The organism is Variovorax sp. OV084 (genome assembly GCF_900111625.1).
Lineage (GTDB): Bacteria > Pseudomonadota > Gammaproteobacteria > Burkholderiales > Burkholderiaceae_C > Variovorax.
Map to the genome: position 1 here is coordinate 782615 of NZ_FOII01000002.1, position 19085 is coordinate 801699.

Annotated in this window: 15 protein-coding genes; 7 read left to right on the forward strand and 8 right to left on the reverse strand. The window is 68.8% G+C overall.

Going from position 1 to position 19085, the window contains the following annotated elements; translation table 11 throughout:
- Positions 1 to 5 precede the first annotated feature (5 nt).
- From BMW87_RS09950 to BMW87_RS09965, 4 genes are all read right to left on the reverse strand, one after another.
- Complete coding sequence (locus BMW87_RS09950) at positions 6 to 947, reverse strand: alpha/beta hydrolase family protein (protein WP_093076017.1); 942 nt, start codon at positions 945 to 947, stop codon at positions 6 to 8.
- Positions 944 to 5689, reverse strand: a complete 4746-nt coding sequence (locus BMW87_RS09955) for a CapA family protein (RefSeq protein ID WP_093076019.1) — start codon at positions 5687 to 5689, stop codon at positions 944 to 946. The genes BMW87_RS09950 and BMW87_RS09955 overlap by 4 nt, the downstream gene beginning before the upstream one ends.
- A 117-nt stretch (positions 5690 to 5806) precedes the next feature.
- The gene (locus BMW87_RS09960; protein ID WP_093076020.1) at positions 5807 to 6847 is read right to left on the reverse strand and encodes an OmpA family protein; all 1041 of its coding nucleotides are present in this window, start codon (positions 6845 to 6847) and stop codon (positions 5807 to 5809) included.
- 192 nt (positions 6848 to 7039) lie between these two features.
- Positions 7040 to 7918: a LysR family transcriptional regulator gene (locus BMW87_RS09965; protein ID WP_093048165.1), complete on the reverse strand. Its 879-nt coding sequence runs from the start codon at positions 7916 to 7918 to the stop codon at positions 7040 to 7042.
- Between the two features lie 137 nt (positions 7919 to 8055).
- Here BMW87_RS09965 and BMW87_RS09970 point away from each other — a divergent pair, with 137 nt between their 5' ends.
- The 7 genes from BMW87_RS09970 to BMW87_RS10000 all read left to right on the forward strand — a co-directional run bounded on the left by BMW87_RS09970 (position 8056) and on the right by BMW87_RS10000 (position 16106).
- Positions 8056 to 9039 carry a DMT family transporter gene (locus BMW87_RS09970; protein WP_093076022.1) on the forward strand — a complete coding sequence of 328 codons (984 nt, stop codon included), beginning with the start codon at positions 8056 to 8058 and terminating at the stop codon, positions 9037 to 9039.
- Entirely contained in the window at positions 9036 to 10172 is a 1137-nt protein-coding gene (locus tag BMW87_RS09975; RefSeq protein ID WP_093076023.1) for an NADH:flavin oxidoreductase/NADH oxidase, read from the forward strand. Before BMW87_RS09970 ends, BMW87_RS09975 begins: the two co-directional genes overlap by 4 nt.
- Before the next feature lie 60 nt (positions 10173 to 10232).
- Positions 10233 to 11231, forward strand: a complete 999-nt coding sequence (locus tag BMW87_RS09980; protein WP_093076025.1) for a LysR substrate-binding domain-containing protein — start codon at positions 10233 to 10235, stop codon at positions 11229 to 11231.
- Between the two features lie 249 nt (positions 11232 to 11480).
- A complete protein-coding gene (locus tag BMW87_RS09985) occupies positions 11481 to 12467 on the forward strand; it encodes an N-carbamoyl-D-amino-acid hydrolase (RefSeq protein WP_093076091.1) in 987 nt (328 codons plus the stop codon).
- A gap of 74 nt (positions 12468 to 12541) precedes the next feature.
- On the forward strand, positions 12542 to 13528 hold the full coding sequence (locus BMW87_RS09990; RefSeq protein WP_093076093.1) for a threonine ammonia-lyase: 987 nt from the start codon (positions 12542 to 12544) through the stop codon (positions 13526 to 13528).
- Positions 13529 to 13571: 43 nt separating this feature from the next.
- Positions 13572 to 14642 carry a Bug family tripartite tricarboxylate transporter substrate binding protein gene (locus BMW87_RS09995; protein WP_256216711.1) on the forward strand — a complete coding sequence of 357 codons (1071 nt, stop codon included), beginning with the start codon at positions 13572 to 13574 and terminating at the stop codon, positions 14640 to 14642.
- A 15-nt stretch (positions 14643 to 14657) separates the two neighbouring features.
- Complete coding sequence (locus tag BMW87_RS10000; RefSeq protein ID WP_093076028.1) at positions 14658 to 16106, forward strand: N-acyl-D-amino-acid deacylase family protein; 1449 nt, start codon at positions 14658 to 14660, stop codon at positions 16104 to 16106.
- Between the two features lie 22 nt (positions 16107 to 16128).
- Here the strand turns inward: BMW87_RS10000 and BMW87_RS10005 are convergent, their stop codons facing one another.
- The 4 genes from BMW87_RS10005 to BMW87_RS10020 form a co-directional block, all read right to left on the reverse strand.
- Positions 16129 to 16662 carry a DUF2147 domain-containing protein gene (locus BMW87_RS10005; protein ID WP_256216712.1) on the reverse strand — a complete coding sequence of 178 codons (534 nt, stop codon included), beginning with the start codon at positions 16660 to 16662 and terminating at the stop codon, positions 16129 to 16131.
- Positions 16663 to 16761: 99 nt separating this feature from the next.
- Positions 16762 to 17316 (reverse strand): GNAT family N-acetyltransferase, encoded by a 555-nt coding sequence (locus BMW87_RS10010; RefSeq protein ID WP_371258800.1) that lies wholly within the window; start codon positions 17314 to 17316, stop codon positions 16762 to 16764.
- Positions 17317 to 17321: 5 nt separating this feature from the next.
- Positions 17322 to 17918: a helix-turn-helix domain-containing protein gene (locus BMW87_RS10015; protein ID WP_093076031.1), complete on the reverse strand. Its 597-nt coding sequence runs from the start codon at positions 17916 to 17918 to the stop codon at positions 17322 to 17324.
- A gap of 57 nt (positions 17919 to 17975) precedes the next feature.
- Positions 17976 to 19064, reverse strand: a complete 1089-nt coding sequence (locus BMW87_RS10020) for a hypothetical protein (protein WP_093076032.1) — start codon at positions 19062 to 19064, stop codon at positions 17976 to 17978.
- Between the last annotated feature and the right edge of the window lie 21 nt (positions 19065 to 19085).

Sequence of the window (19085 nt, forward strand, 5' to 3'; positions counted from 1 at the left end):
ATTGTTTAGGGGAACAACGCCTCGCGCGCGCACTGCGAAGCGGTGCGCAGCGCGATGCGGTCCTTGAGGTCATGGTAGTCGGGCGGCTCGGCGGCGTGCGTGCGCAGTTCGATGCGATGACCGGCCTTGGACACAGCGTCGGCAAAGCGCTCCTGCAGCGCGAAGGGCGTGTTCCTGTCGTCGCGGTTGCCGATCAGCACGATACGCCGTGCCGGGTCGCGCACGACGCCGCCCACGTGGTCCAGCGGGTCATAGAACTGCGCGCTGCCGGTGGTGTCGGTGCGGCCGTCTTTGGAGCGGCCCAGCAGGCGCGCGCGCTCCAGCAATCCGTAGGCACCCGAAGTCAGCACCGCGCAGGCCACGCGCGTGCGGCCCAGGGTGAGCAGCGCGGCGCCCGCGGTGGCACCGCCGCTGTGGCCGACGATGACGATGCGCTGCAGCCTGTGGCGCTGCATGAGCGCGTCGAGCGCGGCATCGAGCGCGTGGAACTCCACCAGCTGGCGGCGCTTGCGGTGATCGCCCGAAGAGCCGTACGTGCCGGGCCGCGCCACGAAGATCCACGGCACGCCCGCGCGGTCGCGGCTGCGCTGCGCATCGAGCATGCGCAGGTCTTCGGTGTTATCGGGAATGCGCGTGGGCGCCTGGTCCATCACGCTGTCGCGGTCGCCCGAGAACTGCACGATGGCGATGCGCGCGCCCTCGATGTCGTCGCTCGCGAAGTAGCGGATGCAGGCGGGGCCCTCTGCGGTCTGCACCCACAGGTAGCTGTTGCGGTCGGGGCAACCGGCGCGGTCGGCGGGCTGGTTCCAGTGCAGCACTTCGTCGTTGGCCGCGGCGAAGGGACGCGGCACGTCGGGGCCGGTGCGCTGCGCGCAGGCGGCCTGCGCCAGCGCGAGCAGAACGAGGGCGCAGCGCGCATATCGACGGAAGAGGCTCGATGCAGTCATAGCCGTTGCAGCAGTGCGGGGATGCTACCGAAGTCGGATCGGTCGCGGTCGCCCTTCACCAGCACCAGGTCACCGTCGCGCAAGAAGCCTTCGAGGTAGTTCGCGAGCTGCACGGCGTTGTCGAAGTGCGGGCCGAGCAGTTCGGCGGGCACTTCCTCGCGCAGCCAGCGCATTTCTTCGCCGTGCGTCACGAGGTGCTGGATGCCCGAGGCCAGCAGCGGCCCGGCCAGGCTGCGATGCATGGCCTCGGCGTCGTTGTCGAGATTGACGATGCGCCCCAGCACGCCGATCTTGCGCATCACAGGGCCGCTGCTCTCCGCGCGCTGCCAGGTGCGCACGAACTCCATCGCGTTATGCATCGACATGACTTCGGCGTTCCAGCTGTCGTCGATCAGCGTGGCCTGCACGCCGGCCTGCGTGCGCAGCGCGCGCACCTGCATCACCGAGGCCGGCAGGCGCACGTGCGGCATGCGCGCGCAGGCGGCCTCGCCATCGAAGCCCATGGCCAGCAGGGCCGCGAATGCGAGCGCCGAGTTGCGCACCAGCCCCGCGCTCTCGACCGGAAACAGGTACTCCAGCGTGCGCCCCGGCACGGCAATACGCACGCGGCAGCCGCCGCCGGGCTCGGGCCGGGTGTCCACAATGCGCACGTTGGCCTCGGGCCCGGCGCCGACCACCCAGACGGCGCCCGCCGTGCGCGCAGCCGCTGCAACCACCTGCTGCAGGCAGGGAATGTGATCGGGCACGATCGCCACGCCGCCGGGCTCCAGCCCCAGGAAGATGCGCGACTTGTATTCGGCCGTGAGCTCCAGCGTCGAGGCCTGGCGCGTCTGCGACAGGCCGATCTCGGTGATGAGTGCCACGTGCGGCCGCGCCACCAGCGAGATCGGGCCGCGGTCCATCCATAGCCCGCTCTGCGCCATCTCGAGGATGCACACGTCCACGTCGGGCCCGAGGTTGGCCAGCATGGCCGGCACGCCGACACGCGAGTTGTAGTTGTCGATGGTGGTGTGCACGCGCGCGCGCTCGGGCAGCAGGTCGCGCAGCATTGCGATGGTGGACGACTTGCCTACCGTGCCGGTCACGCCCACCACGAAGCCCTTGTAGCGCGCCCGCGCGGCGGCGCCCATGGCGAGCATTGCGGCAATGGGGTCGTCCACCTGCAGCAGCGGGAAGGCCGGGTCGAGCCCGTCCACCGCGTGCGCGACCACGGCGCCAGCCAGCTCGGAGTGCAGGCGAGGCAATTCGAGGTGGCGGTCCCAGTTGTCGGTGCGCGGCTTGCTGTAGTTCTCGTGCGCGGCCAGTGTGCGGTAGTCGGAGGCGACGAAGAGCGAGGGCTTCGGCAGCAGCCCCATGTGGACCGGGCCGCGCACCACCGAGTTGGCGAACCAGCCCGGCGGCGGCTCGACGAGCCATCGGCCGCGCGTGGCCTTTTGCAGTTGCTCGGCGGTCCACACGGGCGCGGGATCGGGGCCTGCGCCGGGGCGGTCGGCCATGAGCACTGGCGCTGTGCGTTCCGGCAAGGGCGTAGGAGCGTCCGGCACGCGCAGGCCGCACCACAGCGCGAGACGGCGCGCGGGTGGCAGGTCAGGCAGTGTGCCGCGCACGCTCACTTCGAGCTGCAGCACGTCGCTTTCCAGCAGGCCGCCGCGCGGCGGGCGCAGGCCGTAGCGGTCGCGGTAGATGCGGCCGGGCTCCCAGCGGCTGGTAGGCCACATCCAGTCGCAGGGGTCGTGGTCCATGCTCTCGCCCCAGGGCGGCATGCGGGTGCTGCGCATCGGCATCGCGCGGAAGTACAAGCGCAGGTCGGCCGCAACAGGCTCGTCAGCGGTCCAGAAAGATTCGACCCACAGCATGCGGCGCCCGACGATCTGCCGCGGCGTGCAGCGCAGGCCCACGAGGCGCAGCGGGCCGATCTGCAGTGGCGTGATGCGCGCGTCTTCGGGCACGGCGTCGACCAGCCATTCGGGCCGTGGTGTCTGTACCGGCTCCACGACAGGCGCCGGGCTGAAGACTGGTGCGGCTGCGGAGGCCGAGTCGGGCCGAAAGGCAGGCCGCTCGGGCGGCGACAGTCGCACCGCGCAACGGCCGCCAGGCACCAGAACCATCTCCGTCCCGAGCGCGCGGCATTGCGCCGCAAAGCGCTCGCTCAGCGCCTGCGCCTTGTCACCTTCGAGCTGCCGCGAGAAACCGAAGCCGACGCCAATGGGTGTGAACATCACCTCCTCGACACCGCGCGGCCCCAGCGTCAGCGAGAACACGCCCGAGTCTGCGAAGTCGTTGCGCACCGAGTCGAACAGCAGGTCGCCGGCGTCGTGCAGGATCGGCCGGCCGCGATAGATCTCGATGCCCTGCAGCACATGCGCCGAAGTACCGAGGATCGCGTCCGCGCCGGCATCGACGATGGCATGGCCGACTTCGATCTCGGCCTGCGTGGGTTCGGTCTCGAGGTTGGCGCCCCAGTGCACAGCCACCAGCACTACATCGGCCTCGCGGCGCGCGGCCTCGATGCGCGGCGCGAGCGCGGCGGTCCACGCAGCAGGGTCGTCCAGCGACAGCCAGGCGGCGCCCGCACGCTCGGCGGTGGCGGCAAATTCGGGCTGCGTGGCGTCGAGCGAGAACAGCGCCACGCGCACGCCGCCCGCGCGCCGGAACGCCGGGCGCAACGCGGCCTCTGGCGTACGGCCGGTGCCGGCGTGGGCGATGCCCGCCGCGTCCAGCAGGCCCTGCTGTTCCATGAGCGCATCGGGGCCGTAGTCGCCGCTGTGGTTGTTGGCGGTGGTGACCATGCCGATGCCGGCCTCGGTCAGCACCGCGAGCATTTCGGGGCGGGCGCGGTAGTAGTAGGGAGCCGTCTCGTCCTTGTCGACGCCCTGCTCGCCGATGGTGGCAACCACGCACTCGAGGTTCGCGATGCGCAGGTCTGCCTCGCGCAGCGCGGCGATGTCGCCGAGCATCTTTTTCGCGCCGCCGAGTTCGTGCAGCCGGTAGTGCTGGCGGCGCGCAAGATTCACGTCACCGCCCCAGGCAACGACACCGGTAGCTGTCGGCGCCTGCGCGCTCTGCTGCGCCTCGCGCTCCTTCAGCATCCGGTGATACGCCACATAGCCCGAGAGGTAATGCTCCACGTCGTCGATGCGCACGCGAAAGCTGTGGTGCTTGATGAAGAACGAGCCGGCGATGCGCGCCGGGTTACGGAAGAACATCGCCAGCTCGGGCCAGAAGTGGCCATTGGCGAGGTAGCGCGCGCGGTATGCCAGCGCGCGGTCGAACTTGTCGCGGTCGAGCCCGGCCAGCAGCGGGCGCAATGCGGGATCGGCTTCGAGCCGCAGCACCATGTCGCGCGCGGCCATCATCAGTTCGAGCAGCGTGGGAAAGGTGGTGATGCGCTCCAGCACGAAGTCGAGATAGCCCGCCACGTTCTGCAGGCCGAACTGGTAGTAGCGCGTCTCGGGCCGGTAGCGCGTGAGTTCGTTGACGCAGTAGCTCAGCCAGTGGTCGTGTGCGCGCCAGTGTTCGGCGGCAATGAAATGATCGAAGGCCTTCTCGACGACCGCGAGCCAGCGCTCGTCGCGCGTGAGGCCGTACAGCCGCATCAGGCCGAAGGCGGCCTCGCCGTCGTAGTAGATGACGCGGAACCTGTCCTTCACGTCGAGCGCGGGCGCATTCAGCACGTGCACGAAGCTGCCCGTCTCCGCATCCTGCATGTGGCGGATGCCGAGCGCGAGCTGCTCCAGCAGCGGCAGGTATTTCCTGTCGCCCGTGAGTTCGGTGTACTTGACCAGCGCGAGCAGGCACACGGCGTTGCCGCCGAGCTTGATCTCGCTGCCGATGTCCAGCAGGTAGGCGGCGCGTGTGCCGTCCGGCAGATGGGCCGGGCGGATCAGCGTGCCGGTGAGGAAGGCCAGCGAGCGGTCGATGGCGGCCTTGAGCGTGTCGCTGCGCGTGAACTCCCACGCTTCCAGCATCGCGTAGGTGGAGCTGGCGTGGCGCAGCGTGTTGTAGGTGGAGATAGCGCGGTCGAAGCAGGGAAACCAGCCGTAGTGGAACTCGCCCGTTGGCTTGACCTGCTCGGCGAGGTAGTTACCGGCGTTGTCGACCAGCGCATGGACTTGCCGCGCATTCCATTCGCGCAGCTCGCGAAATCCAGCCGCCTGGCCTTCGGCGGTGATGAGCCATGCACCCTTCGCATCCACGTACACGGCCCGCGTGGTGAAGCACCATACGAGCGCTGCGTCGTCAGTCGGAAAGTCGATCTCGCGGCCGAAGCGCCGCTTGCAGTGCAGGCGCAGGTTGCCGGTGTTGGGCTCGGCATGCTCCACGTCGCCGTTGTAGAGGATCGCGCTGCCGTGCATTTCCTGCGCGAGCAGCGCGAACTCGAAGCGCGCATCGAAGGCGATGCCTTCGTTGAAGTAGTTGCGCTTGGTTTTGGCGAGCTTCGTCTTCAGCGCGGCCCAGCTCATGGGCGTGACCTTGTCGACCACCTCGGCGCGCAGGCGCTGTGGTGCCTGGCCGGTGCGCTTGGCTTTCTCGGCGGCGGCGCGCCATGCGGCGTCGATGTCGGCGCCGCGCCCCGAGACCACGCGAGCCCGGCTGTCGTCTTCACCAGTGGCAAGGAACACCACGCACCCTGCTTCGCCGGTGGCGGGCGTTGCCGCGGGCAGCACACCCGCCGGGTCCGCCAGGGCTTGTCTGGCGCGATTCAACAGATCGGCAAGAAAATTCTTCGAGTCGTTATTCATGCAGCCGCGAATGATGACAGGCCCAAGCGTGGCCTGCCATCCCGGCAATCCATGGAAACCGACTGCAAGCCGGCCCCGATCTGACGACCGTCAGCTGACCGCCGACTGACCGCGCGGCTACAGCCGCAGCAGCTCGACGCGACGGTTCTTCGCGCGACCTTCTTCGTTGGTGTTCGGCGCCACCGGCTCCTTGGAACCGGCGCCGCGCGAAGTGAAGCGCCGCGCATCGAGCCCCGTCTTTGCAAGCGCCGCAATGACCGACACGCTGCGCCGGCGCGAGAGGTCTGCGTTGTGCGGCTCTTCGCCCTGCGCATCGGTGTGGCCCACCACCTGCACGCGCAGTTGCGGGTTGCTGCGCATGAGCTTGGCGATCTCGTCGAGCGTGGGCTGCGAGTCGGGCTTGATGCTGTCCTTGTCGAGGTCGAAGTGAATGCCGTAGAGGCTGATGCGGCCGTTCTCCGCCAGCCCCTTCTGCATGGCCGTGGCATCGACGAAGACGATCTTGTCGCTCTCCATCGCCTTGCTCTCGACCACGCGCACGAAGGCGAAGTTGCCGCGGCTGTTGCCTTCGGCGAGCGCGATGCTGGCGTAGACCTTGCCGTTGGGGCCGTCGTATTGCGCGAGGAGGTAGCGGCCGCTGTTGTCGAAATAGTTGCTCACGAACTGGCGCCCGCGGCCGATCATCGGCCATTCGGGCGTGTCGATGGTGTTGGCCAGCACCGAGACGTCGGTGAACGGCGTTTCGCGGTCGGGGTCTTTCTTGTAGCAGCTGCTGTCGGTGGTGGCGCACGCGAACAGTGTCTGGAAGCCCTTGGCCTTCAGGCCAGCCTCGTAGTTGCGTTGCACTTCGAGCAGCGAGCGACCATCGGGCAGGCGGTAGTAGTAGAGCGAGACCTTGCCCGCGACTTGCAGCAGGCGCGGCTTGGGCACGGGGTCGCCCCAGTTCTGGATCGGTTCGCGCAGCAGGCCGACTTCGTCGTAGTCCTTGCTCTGGAAGGCATCCATCACCGAGCCTTCGTAGCGCCCGACCAGCGGATGATCTTTGGCGGGCTCGGCGGCCGATGTGACGGTGGCGGCCGCGAGCAGCGCGGCACACGCCAGTAGTTGTTGCAGGCGCCGGCCGAAGTTGGGCCGGAACGCGGGGAGTGAATGAGCCATTGTGGTTGTCCGTTTTCCATGCGAATCGCGCCTCGGATGAGGCGCGATTCGAAGGTATCGGCGGCTCGTTGTGCGGGCAATAAGCCGTTTGGCATGCCCGTTAAGAAGAAGCTTTTAAGAATGAGCACTGGGTGGTGAAAATTTGTCCCTGCTCGCTGAACGATCACGCCCCGAACGAGCCACGCCAACACTTCAAGCCCACGCCTCCATCACCGCACTGCGCACAGCATCGACCGCCACAGGCCGCCTGCCCTCAGCCGGCGCAACCCAACACAGCCACGTGTGCGAACGCCATCCGTTCCAGATCGCGAGTTCGCCATTGCGCTCGCCCTGCTCTGCCTGGTCGAGCCGCATCAGGCCCGCGCCCATGCCGCTTGCGACCATGCTGCGGATGGCGCTCTCGCCATCGGCCGTGCGGCCCTGGCGGTATTCACGGCCTGCGCCGGCGAACAGCTTTTCGAGATGCACGCGCAGGATGCACGAAGGCGGCGTGCCCACCCATGGCAGGTTCGTAAGCTGGTCTAGCGAGAGGTCGGGGTGCGCTTCGGCCACCGGCAGCGGCAGGGTCACGACGAGGTCGATCACGCCGAGGCGGTGCAGCTCCAGCCCATCGATCTGCTCGCCGTCGCTGAGAACGTAAGCGCAGTCGAGATCGCCGCGTTGCACTGCCGACAGCGTTTCGTACGACAGGCCCTGCTTCAGCTGCAGCGCGACCTGCGGATGGCGCTCCGCCAGCTTCACCAGCACCTCGCCGAGCCGCAGCGCCACCGGATCGACCACGGTGCCGAAGCGCACCACGCCCTGCGCCGCACCGCGCAGTTGGTCGGCCGCCGAGCGCATGCGCGATGCGGAAGCCAGCGTGCGCTCGGCCTCTTCCAGCAGGCTGAGGCCGGCCTCGGTAGGCGACATGCCCTTCGGCGTGCGTTCGAACAGCTTCACGCCGAGCTCGTCTTCCAGCGCCTTGAGCTGGGCACTCACTGCCGGTGCGCTGGTGAACACGCGCTCGGCGGCGCGGGTCAGGCTGCCTTCCTTGGCGATGGCGACGAAGGTCTTGAGTTGGTAGAGCTCCATGGGAGCGGATTGTGAGCTTGGCGGCCGCTTCAGTCTGTTCGCTTTTTTGGAGACCCCTGTCCAAAGAAGCGAATGGCATTTGCGGGCCCCAGCACCGATTCTTGGGGCATTGATTCATTGCAAGAAAAGGCTTCCCCATGTCCCATCGCCAACGCCTGCTCGGCATCGCCGCGCTGCTGCTCGCCACCTCCGGGTGGGGCGGCATGTTCCTGGTCAGCAAGGGCGTGCTGCACCACGTCGAGCCGGCGTGGTTCACGCTCATCCGCTACAGCATGTCCGCGCTGCTGTTCGTGCTGCTGATCGTTCCGCGCGGGGCGGCGCCGTGGCGCAAGCTGCGCCAGCATGCCGGGCCGCTGGCGGTGCGCGGGTTCGCGGGCTTCGGCATCTTCAGCGTGATGCTGCTGGCGGGCTTGGCGCACTCGGTGCCCTCGCACGGCGCGGTGATCATGGCGACCACGCCCATGACCACGCAGCTGCTGCGCTGGGCGCTCGACGGCGTGCGGCCGAGCCGCTCCACGCTGCTGACCACGGCGCTGTCGCTGCTGGGCGTGGCCATCGTGTCGGGGCTGCTGTTCGGCGCCGGGGCTTCGGGCGAATCGACGCTCTTCGGCGACGCGGTGGCCTTCGTCGGAACGCTGGGCTGGGTCTGGTACACGCGCGGCGCGGCGCGCTTTCCGGAACTCAACGTGATCGAGTACACCGCGCTCACGGTGCTGGCCTCGTGGCCACTGCTGCTGGCCACGGCTCTGGTCGGCACGCTGCTGGGCTGGACGCATGCGCCCAGCATGGAAGGCCTGCGGCTGTCGTGGCAGGCATTGCTGTACGTCGGCCTGGTGTCTTCGGCCATCGCGGTGCTGGCTTTCAACTACGGCGTGCGCACGCTGGGCGCAGTGACGGGCACGGCCTTCATCAACTTCGTGCCGGTGTCTGCGCTGCTGATGAGCGCGGCGCTGGGCAGGCTGCCCACGATGAACGAGGCGGTGGGCATGGCGATGGTGGTCGGCGCGCTGCTGATCCATACCGCCCTGAGCCGCAAGGCTTCCGCGCCGGCCCCGGCACCGATCGCGAAGACCCCGCAGAATTCGCGCAACTACAGCACCTGTGGAGCCGCATCGTCATGAGCAACGACAGCATCAGCAAGCCCCGTCTCTTCGAGCCCCTGCGGCTCGGCCCCCTGCAGATCGACAACCGCATCGTCATCGCGCCGATGTGCCAGTACTCCGCCGTCGATGGCACGCCGGGCGACTGGCACCTGATCCACCTGGGCCATCTCGCGCTCTCGGGAGCGGGGCTGCTGATCCTTGAAGCGACGGCGGTGGAAGCCGAGGGGCGCATCTCGCCCGGCGATCTCGGGCTGTATTCCGATGCCAATGAAGAAGGCCTGGCGCGCGTGCTGCATGCGATGCGTGCGCACTCGCCCATCAAGGTCGCGATGCAACTGGGCCACGCGGGGCGCAAGGCATCGAGCCGTGCACCGTGGGAAGGCGGCAAGCAGATCCGGCCGGACGAGCCCGGCGGCTGGAAGGCGTATGCGCCCTCGGCCGTACCCCATGCGCCCACCGAAGACCCACCCATCGCGCTCGATGCCGCAGGGCTCGCCCGCATCCGCAACGCCTTCGTCGAAGCCGCACGGCGCGCGGCGCGACTGGGTCTCGATGGCCTGGAGATCCACGCGGCGCATGGCTACCTGCTGCACCAGTTCCTCTCGCCGCTGGCCAACCACCGGGAAGACGAATACGGCGGCGGCCTCGATAACCGCATGCGCTTTCCGCTCGAGGTGTTCGATGCGGTACGCGAAGTCTTCCCCGCCGACAAGCCCGTGTGGGTGCGCGTCTCGGCCATCGACTGGGTGCCGGGCGGCTGGGACCTCGAGGGCACCGTCGCCTTTGCAAAGGCGCTCGAAGCGCGCGGCTGCGTGGCCATCCACGTATCGAGCGGCGGCGTGTCGCCGAAGCAGGCCATCGCGCTCGGCGCGGGCTACCAAGTGCCGTTTGCCGAGCGCGTGAAATCAGAGGTCGGCATGCCGGTCATTGCCGTGGGCCTCATCACCGAGCCGCGGCAGGCGGAGGAAATCATTGTCAAGGGGCAGGCCGATGCGGTGTCGCTCGCACGCGCGATCCTCTACGACCCGCGCTGGCCATGGCATGCCGCCGCCGAACTGGGCGCGCAGGTAAAAGCGCCGCATCAGTATTGGCGCTCGCAGCCGCGCGAGTTCAAGGATCTGTTCGAGAACGCGGCGTTCGGGGCGCGCTAGCAGGCTGCAGGCCGCGCAGCCTCCGCGCAGTGGCGTGCTACTTGCATGGTGTCCCGCGCCATGCCTGCCACGCTCCTGACCCCGCCGGTGCCGCTGAATCTGCGGCAGATCGAAGTCTTCCACGCCATCATGATTGCCGGCACCCTCAGCGGGGCGGCGCGCATGCTGTGCGTTTCCCAGCCGGCCGTCAGCCGCGTGCTGGCCACGACGGAAGGCCGGCTGCGCATGCTGATGTTCGAGCGCGTGCGCGGGCGCCTGCAGCCAACGCCCGAGGCGCGCCGCCTGTTCTCGGAAGTGGAAAGCATCCTGGAGGGCGTGCGCCGCTTCAATGCACTGGCGGCCGACCTGGTCGGCGGTTCGCAGGGCGAGCTGTCATTGGTTTCGAGCCCCAGCTTCAGCGAGTGGCTGATACCGGTGGCGATCAAGCGCTTCCGGGCCCGCTATCCCGACGTACGCATCAAGTACAGGCCATTGCCGTTCGACCAGTTGCTGCCGCACGTGCTGCTGGGGCACGCGGACCTGGCGATCTCCTCGATGCCGCCGCCGGCCAGTGCCAACGCGGCATCGCGGGCGATCGGCCACAGTTTCATCGAATGCGCGGTGCCCGAGCGCCATCCACTGGCGCAGGCCGAGGCAATCAGCGCGAGCGACCTGGTGGGCCAGACCTTCATCGGCTACGGGCGCGACACGCCCTTCGGCCGGCTCACGGCCGACTTCCTCGCCGCGTCGGGCCTGCCCTTGCGCGCCGACGTCGAGATCCGCTCCACGCCCGAGGCGATGGCGCTGGTGCGTGAAGGCGTCGGCGTGGCGCTGATCGAAGCCTTTGGTGCGCGGCGCTCGGTGATGACGGATGGCGTGGTGCTCAAGCCGCTCTCGCCCGCGCTCGCGCACCGCATCTACCTGATCCACACCAACGTCAGCCCGCTGTCGGCCATGGCGAAGGAATTCCTGGCCGTATTCAAGCGGCTGCTGAAGCAGGAGGGGCGCGACAGTGCGCTCGCCCTCACGCTGCCGGAGCACCCGGGCGAGGATGCGCCCGTGCGTGCGCCTCGCCCCTGAGCCGGGCCATTCGTTGCGCGCCATTGACAGCGCGGGCCGGACGTCCATCACCTTTTGTCCCCAGGGCATAACGCGCGGTTATCGACGAGCGGGTCGGGGCGCCTTGGGCGCCACGAGTTTTGTGTTTGAAATCAATCACTTGCGGCAGATTCGAAGCATGCCCTCGCGGCCTGCCGGGACGGTTCAGGCGCAGTTGGCCGCAGGGGCGGCGGGCCAGATCATTTGGCTCAGACCAACTTTTCTGCCGCCATGAACCGCTTGATCACCGTCGCCGCCGCCCAGCTCGGGCCCATCCAGAAAGCCGAAGGCCGCGATGCCGTCGTGGCCCGCATGGTGCGCCTGCTGGAGCGCGCGCATCAGCGCGGCGCCAATGTCGTGGTGTTTCCCGAACTGGCGCTCACCACTTTCTTTCCGCGCTGGTACGTCGAGAACCTCGACGAGGCCGACGCGTGGTACGAGGAGGCGCTGCCCTCGCCCGCCACACAGCCGATCTTCGATGCCATCCGCCGCTATGGGCTGACCTGCTACCTGGGCTACGCCGAGATCGCCCACGAGGCCGACGAGACCGGCGTGGTGCGCAAGCGGCGCTTCAACACGTCGGTGGTGATCGCGCCTTCTGGCGAGATCGTGCTCAAGTACCGCAAGGTGCACCTGCCGGGGCACAAGGAGTTTTCCACCATCCGCAAGGTGCAGCACCTGGAGAAGCGCTACTTCGAGGTAGGCAACCTGGGCTTTCCGGTCGTGCGGGCGCCGGTGGGCCAGGTGGACGGCGTGAACCTGGGCATGCTGATCTGCAACGACCGCCGCTGGCCCGAATCGTGGCGCGAGCTCGGGCTGCAGCAGGTCGAACTGGTCATGCTGGGCTACAACACGCCGGCGGTGAACCAGGAGAACCGCGGCTTCGAGGCGCACCACCTGCGCAACTTCCACTCGCAGCTTTCCATCCAGGCCGGGTGCTACCAGAACGCCACCTTCGGCGTGGGCGTGGCCAAGGCCGGCAATGAAGACGGCTTCGAGCTGATGGGCCATTCCGTCATCGTGAACCCCCAGGGCGAGATCATGGCCATGGCCACCAGCTGGGACGACGAGCTGGTGGTGGCCGACTGCAACCTGGACATGTGCCAGCTGGGCCGCAACACCATCTTCAACTTCGCCCAGCACCGCCGCCTGGAGGCCTACACCCGCCTCACCAGCCAGACCGGCAGCACCGAGCCCCCGGTGTGGCAACCGGCGTGAAGGAGGACTGCGCGATGACGAGCACCTCCACCACTTCTTCTGCCGCGGCGCTGCCGGACCACATCGAGCACGCGATGCTCGGCACGATGCGCGTGCCCCGTTTCGAAGACGTGCTGCGCGCCGCACAAGCCATTGCGCCATACGTGCAGCGCACACCGCTGCTGCGCTCGCCCCCGCTGGACGCGCTGGCGGGCGGCACCGTGTGGATCAAGCCCGAGAGCCTGCAGGTCACCGGCTCCTTCAAGGCCCGCGGCGCCTTCAATGCCCTGCTGGCACTCACGCCGCAGCAGCGGGAGCGCGGCGTGGTGGCCTATTCGACGGGCAACCACGGCCAGGCGATTGCCTGGGCGGCGCGGCAACTGGGCGTGTCGGCCACCATCGTGATGCCGGTCGATGCCCCGAAGACCAAGGTGGCGCGCGCGCTCGCGCAGGGCGCGAAGGTCGTCCACTACGACCGCGAGAGGGAAAGCCGCGAGGACATCGGCATGCGCCTGCTGGCCGAGACCGGCGGCAGGCTGGTTCCGCCGGGTGACCACCCCGAGGTGCTGGCCGCGCAGGGCACCGTGGCACTGGAAGCGCTGCAAGACCTGCCGGCCGGTGCGCGGGAAACCCTGGGCCTGTTCGCAGCGCCGTGCGGCGGCGGCGGCCTCATGGCCGGCTGCTGCCTGGCCCTCGATGCGCTGAGCCCCGGCGCGCGGCGCGTGGCCGTCGAGCCCGCGGGCTTCGACGACACCGTGCGCTCGCTGCGCAGCGGCCGGCGCGAGACCAACGCACCCGGCGCGCGCACGCTGTGCGATGCCCTGCAGGCCGTCACGCCCGCAGAGCTGCCGTTCGCCATCAACCAGCCGCTGCTGCACGAGGCCGTCGCCGTGACGGATGCGGAGGTGGCCCGCGCGATGCGATTCGCGCTGGAGGAACTGCACCTCGTCGTCGAGCCCGGCGGCAGCGTGGCGCTCGCGGCCATGCTGGCCGGCCATGTCTCGCTGCGCGGGCAGAGCGCCGTGCTCGTTCTCTCGGGCGGCAACGTCGACCTGCCGGTCCTGCAGTCCGTGATGGCGTAGCGCCCATCTCATCCATTCCCATAGCAACGAGGCCGACGCCGCCATGCCCCGGCGCAGCGTCGCCCAGGAGACCGCAAGCCCCTCCATCGATCTTCTTCAGAAAGCCTTGACCATGTCGTTCTTCAACGTCCGTTCCTTTGCCTCCCGCCGCTGGCTCTTGAATGTGCTGGCCGCGCCGCTGGCCGCGCTGGCCCTGTGCGGCTACGCGCAGGCCGCGTACCCCGACAAGCCGATCACCCTGATCGTGCCCTTCAACGCCGGCACCACGCCCGACATCGTCTCGCGGCTGCTCGCCGATGCGGTGGGCCGCGACCTCGGCCAGTCGGTGGTGGTGATGAACCGCGTCGGCGCCTCCGGCATCATCGGCACGCAGGCCACCATCGCCGCCCCCGCGGACGGCTACACCATCGCCTATGCCAACGTGGCGACGCTGGCGATCAACCAGTCGCTCTACAAGAAGCTGCCCTACGACGCCGACACGCAGCTCGCCCCGGTGGCACTGACCGGCTTCGTGCAGAACGTGCTGGCCGTGCGCAGCGACCTCGGCGTGAAGGACGTGGCCGGCCTCATCGACATGGCCAAGAAGCAGCCCGGCAAGCTCACCGTGGCCTCCGGCGGCAACGGCACCACCGGCCACCTGAGCGCGGAGATGTTCAAGTCGATGGCCGGCGTGTCCATCGTGCACATCCCGTACAAGGGCGGGCTGGAAGCCGACATGGCGCTGATGCGCGGCGAGGTGGACCTGGTGTTCGAGAACATCACCTCCATCGCTCCGCACCTCAAGGGCGGCAAGATCACGCCGCTGGCCGTGACCGGCGCCGCGCGCGACAGCCGCCTGCCCGAGCTGCCCACCATCGCGGAGACCGGCCTGAAGAAATACCAGGCCGTGGCGTGGACCGGCTACGTTGCACCGGCCGGCGTCGATCCGAAGATCCTCGATGCCCTCAACGCGGCTTTCAACAAGGCGTTGAATTCGCCCGCGGTGAAGCAGCAGCTGGCCGCCCAGGCCTATGAGGTCCACACCGGTCCGCGCCAGGACCTGTTCGACCTCGCCAGGAAAGAGCGCCCCGTGTGGGCCGACGTGGTCAAGCACTCGGGCGCCAAGCTCGACTGAAGCGCGCGCACGCACATGGCCGACTTCGACCTCGTGGTGCGCCACGGCACACTGATCGACGGCACCGGCAGCGCACGGCACCAGGCCGATGTCGGCATCCGCGGTGCGCGCGTGGCTGCCGTCGGCGAGCTGTCGGCGCTGCGTGGCACGGTCGAGATCGACGCCACCGACCGCATCGTGGCGCCGGGCTTCATCGACTCGCACACGCACGACGACCGCTACCTCCTGCTCGAGCCGGACATGCCGGCCAAGCTGAGCCAGGGCGTGACGACGGTCGTCACCGGCAACTGCGGCATCAGCCTCGCGCCCTGGGGCGCTCCGGCCGGCGCCACCGTGCCGCCACCGCTGAACCTGCTGGGCCACGACCCCGCCTTATTCGGCGACGCCACCTTCGCGGCCTACCTCGCGCGCCTGGAAGCTGCGCCCGCCGCGGTGAACGCGGCCTGCCTGGTGGGCCACACCACCTTGCGCGCGGCGACGATGGAGCGCCTAGACCGGGCCGCCACGCCGGAAGAAATCGCACGCATGCGGGCGCTGCTCGCCGAGGCCATGGCCAGCGGCGCCATCGGGCTGTCCACCGGCGCGGCCTATCCCACGGCCATGCCGGCCACGACCGAAGAGATGGCGCAAGTCGCCGAAGTGATCGGCCCCTACGGAGGCGTGTACGCGAGCCACATCCGCGACGAGGGCGACCATGTCTTCGCCGCGCTGGACGAAGCCTTCGCGATCGGCCGCGCGGCGCAGGCACCGGTGGTGGTGTCGCACCACAAGCTCATCGGCCCGCGCAACCATGGCCGTTCGGTGCAAACCCTGGCCCACGTGCGCGAGGCCATGGCGCAGCAGCCGATCGCGCTCGACTGCTATCCCTACTGCGCGGGCTCCACCATCCTGCGCAAGGACCGCATTGCGGTGTCGAGCCGGATCATTGTCACGCAGTCACAGCCACACCCCGAGTTCGCGGGCATGGACCTCGACGCGATCGCGCAGCGCCTCGGTGTGTCGATGGAAGATGCGGTCGATTTGCTGCAGCCGGCCGGCGCCATCTACTTCCTGATGGACGAGGCCGACGTGCGGCGCGTGCTCGCCTTTCCTCAAACAATGATCGGCTCCGATGGCATGCCGCACGACGCGTCACCGCATCCTCGCCTGTGGGGCACTTTTCCGCGCGTGCTGGGCCACTACTGCCGCGACGTCGGTTTGTTCTCGCTCGAACAGGCGGTACACAAGATGACGGGGCTGACGGCCCGGCATTTCCGCCTGCCCGGCCGCGGCGTGCTGTGCGAAGGCGCCTTTGCCGACATCACCGTGTTCGATGCCGACATGATTGCCGACCGCGCAACCTGGGAGGCCCCCACGCTGCGCGCGGAGGGCATCGATGCCGTCATCGTCAACGGGCGGCCTGCGTGGCGCGATGGCGAATCGCTGGGCGTGCGCAGCGGGCGCGTGGTGCGCCTGACCGACTGACCGACCGGCCGCGCATGGCAACTCAGTTGTCCGACGCGGCACGCACCCAGCGTTGTGTCTTGCCGAACAGCGGCAGCCCGACGTACGCACGCAGCAGCAGCTCGCCCGCCGGATTGCCGGTGGTGCTGACCGACATGTTGCAGCTGTAGGTCTTGCCGTTCTCGCGGTTGTATATCTGCCCGGCCCATTCGGTGGGTGGCCGGGACGGATCGGTCGCATCGACTGGCGTGAAGTCTTTCAGCAGCGTCATGCCGAGGGCCGGTCGGCTGTCGGCGGGTTGCATGTCGCCGCCGCCGGGCGCCATCGATCGATTGCCGAGGACCTTGGTGACGGTGCCGCACAGCGCGGTGCCGCACGGTGCGAGCTCCACTTCGAGGTTGCCGTTCGCGGTGATCCAGCGGCCGCGTGGATCGGTTGCCGCGGAAGACGACTGTGCCTGCGCGGCGAAGGCTGCGGTCAGCATCAGGACGGCGGCCAGCGCGCGGCCTGATGGACGATGGAACGAGTGCATGGTCATGGCGGGCTTCGTGTCGAGTGGATGAAGCACCCATTGCATCGCAGCACCTGCCTTCGCAGTGTGTCGGGGCAGGCACTGAATGGTCGCGCTCCGTATCTGGCCGCGTGCCAGACAAGGTGCGATACAAATCTGTCCGGCTCAGCCTGCCGCCGGTACCTGTGCGCGGGCCTGCAGCGCGCGATAGAAGAAGGTGGTGCTGCACGGTTCGCCCTCCGGCAGCAATGCGAATCCGGGGATCACGCCCACGCGCTGCCAGCCCATGCGGGCATAGAGCCGCTCGGCTTCGGCGCTCGACGTGTCGAGCACCAGCAAGGTCTTGCCGTGCGCATGCGCCTGGTCCTCGGCGGCCTGCATCAGCAGCGCGCCGATGCCCCGGCGCCGCGCCCTGCGGTACACCAGCATCTTCGAGACCTCTGCGCGGTGAGGCTGGTTCTCGGGCTGGTCGAGCACGATCTGCACTGTTCCGAGGAGGCCCTCGGCGTCTTCAGCCACGAGCAATGCACGTTCGCCGCGCGCCACGCCGTCGGCCACCTTCCGCCAGAACGCGAGGGCGCGCTCGCGGGCCAGCGGGAGCATGAAGCTGACAGACGCGCCGCCCTCGACGCAATCGATCAACAGGTCGGCCAGCGCCTGGACCTGGGCATCGCTCACAGTAGAAAGGACATGGATGCGGGGCGCTTCGAAATTCGTCATGTTGTTCATCTCCACGAAGAGGGCACGGTCGCGATCACCACGGCGTAGCGGGTGGTAGTGCGCGAGGGGTTGTAGTAGCTCATGGGGCGGTCGAGCACCATCGCCAGGCAATCGCCGGTGGCGAGCCGATGCTGGTCGTCGCCCAGTGTGAGTTCGATGACGCCGTCGAGCACCCACACCTGCTGGTGGATGACCGGCTCGCGCGCCGCGGTTTCATAAGCCACGCGGGCCTTGGGCGGAAACAGCACCTCGACGATCTGGATGGGCGATGCAAAGCTGCCCGGCGAGACGTTCCTCCGCACATAGCCGGAGTGCGGGTCGCGCCACTGCAGCTGGCTGGCCAGGCGCGACACCGGATCGGCGGCGGGCGCGGGCACCTCGAACAGCGAGGCCAGCGACACGCCGAGACCCGTCGCGAGCTTTTCGAGCAGCACGGCGGTGGGGCTGCTTTCGCCTCGCTCTATCAGCGAGATCATGGAACGGCTGACGCCGCAGTGCGTGGCCAGCGCATCGAGCGAGAGGCCGCGTTGCGCACGCAGGTCGCGCACGCGCTGCGCGATGCGGTCGTTCAGGCCGGACGGTGTTTCTTCTATTTCCTTCATATTAGATTAAATATCCACCATAAAGGAAATTGCGTCAAGCCTCCCGGCGAACCGCCCTCAGCGCGGAGGGCCGATCAACGCGGCACGCGCCGCTTCTGACGGAAAGACGCACGCCACGTCATGCGCGCAGCCCGGCACCACCACGACCTCGCGGCGCTTGGCCGGCGCGAGCAGCGTGCGGTCGTACTGCGCGTAGGCCAGGCCGCGCTGCAGGCGGAACGGGCCTTGAGCGGCGGCCGCGCAGGACTTGTCGAGCACGCGGTAGGCCGTGCCCCGCGCATCGTTGCTGTCCAGTTCGCCTTCGAGGTAGCTGATGTCGGCCTCCGCATACTGCCGGCGCGCCTGCGCGGCACTGCGACCGAGGTGCGCGGGCAGGTCGTCGGTGCCGTATTTCCAGCGGTTCATCTCAGGGCACGCCGCGGCATCGGGCACCGCGAAGCCCGAGACTGACGCACCGTCGGACGACAGCTGCGGGCGCACCGGATCGAAATAGAGCCACGTGCTCGGATCGGCGACCACGTAGCGCATGGCCACCTTGCCCGCCGTGCCGCCGTTCTGCGCGACGGCGGCATAGCGCTGCGCGAACTGCCCGCCGGCCGAGAAGCCGGCGATGGTGACGGTGCGCAGGCTCGGCCAGCGCTGCACCAGCTCGGCCACGAGCGCGTCCATGACCGCGAACGAGCCGATGCGGCTGCCCGACGCCGAGCGGCCGCCTTCGAGCCATGAGCCGCAGGTCCACAGCAGGTCGCCGGGCTGCGGCGCGGGCAGGCCCGGCGAGTTGCACCGGCTGGCAGCCTTGTCGGCAGGCACCTGGAAGAGCGGCGCGACCACCAGCGTGTCGTCCAGCGCACCGGCGTTGCGGACGGTGCGCAGCGTTGCCTCGAATGTCTTGTTGGCGTCGCGCGAATGGCCATGCATGGCGATGAGCGCCTTCGTCGGCCCGGTGGTTGCCGTCGGAGCATCCGGAGCGAGCGACGAGTAGTAGTGCAGCACGCCTCCGGCACCGGCCGGCGTGAAGCTGCGCAAGCAGTCCGTGGCCGCCGAAGACGTGCAGGCGGAGGGGTCGGCTGCCGCCGCGTGCGCCGGCCAGGATGCTGGCAGGCATACGGCCATCAGGAAAGGAAGGGACCATCTGTAGCTGTGCATGTTCGCGAGACTCCAGGGACG

Bases quoted from the DNA above. Each gene is read 5' to 3' on its own strand.
- BMW87_RS09950 (WP_093076017.1), bottom strand. From the start codon at position 947: ATGACTGCATCGAGCCTCTTCCGTCGATATGCGCGCTGCGCCCTCGTT.
- BMW87_RS09955 (WP_093076019.1), bottom strand. From the start codon at position 5,689: ATGAATAACGACTCGAAGAATTTTCTTGCCGATCTGTTGAATCGCGCC.
- BMW87_RS09960 (WP_093076020.1), bottom strand. From the start codon at position 6,847: ATGGCTCATTCACTCCCCGCGTTCCGGCCCAACTTCGGCCGGCGCCTG.
- BMW87_RS09965 (WP_093048165.1), bottom strand. From the start codon at position 7,918: ATGGAGCTCTACCAACTCAAGACCTTCGTCGCCATCGCCAAGGAAGGC.
- BMW87_RS09970 (WP_093076022.1), top strand. From the start codon at position 8,056: ATGTCCCATCGCCAACGCCTGCTCGGCATCGCCGCGCTGCTGCTCGCC.
- BMW87_RS09975 (WP_093076023.1), top strand. From the start codon at position 9,036: ATGAGCAACGACAGCATCAGCAAGCCCCGTCTCTTCGAGCCCCTGCGG.
- BMW87_RS09980 (WP_093076025.1), top strand. From the start codon at position 10,233: ATGCCTGCCACGCTCCTGACCCCGCCGGTGCCGCTGAATCTGCGGCAG.
- BMW87_RS09985 (WP_093076091.1), top strand. From the start codon at position 11,481: ATGAACCGCTTGATCACCGTCGCCGCCGCCCAGCTCGGGCCCATCCAG.
- BMW87_RS09990 (WP_093076093.1), top strand. From the start codon at position 12,542: ATGCTCGGCACGATGCGCGTGCCCCGTTTCGAAGACGTGCTGCGCGCC.
- BMW87_RS09995 (WP_256216711.1), top strand. From the start codon at position 13,572: ATGCCCCGGCGCAGCGTCGCCCAGGAGACCGCAAGCCCCTCCATCGAT.
- BMW87_RS10000 (WP_093076028.1), top strand. From the start codon at position 14,658: ATGGCCGACTTCGACCTCGTGGTGCGCCACGGCACACTGATCGACGGC.
- BMW87_RS10005 (WP_256216712.1), bottom strand. From the start codon at position 16,662: ATGCAATGGGTGCTTCATCCACTCGACACGAAGCCCGCCATGACCATG.
- BMW87_RS10010 (WP_371258800.1), bottom strand. From the start codon at position 17,316: ATGACGAATTTCGAAGCGCCCCGCATCCATGTCCTTTCTACTGTGAGC.
- BMW87_RS10015 (WP_093076031.1), bottom strand. From the start codon at position 17,918: ATGAAGGAAATAGAAGAAACACCGTCCGGCCTGAACGACCGCATCGCG.
- BMW87_RS10020 (WP_093076032.1), bottom strand. From the start codon at position 19,064: ATGCACAGCTACAGATGGTCCCTTCCTTTCCTGATGGCCGTATGCCTG.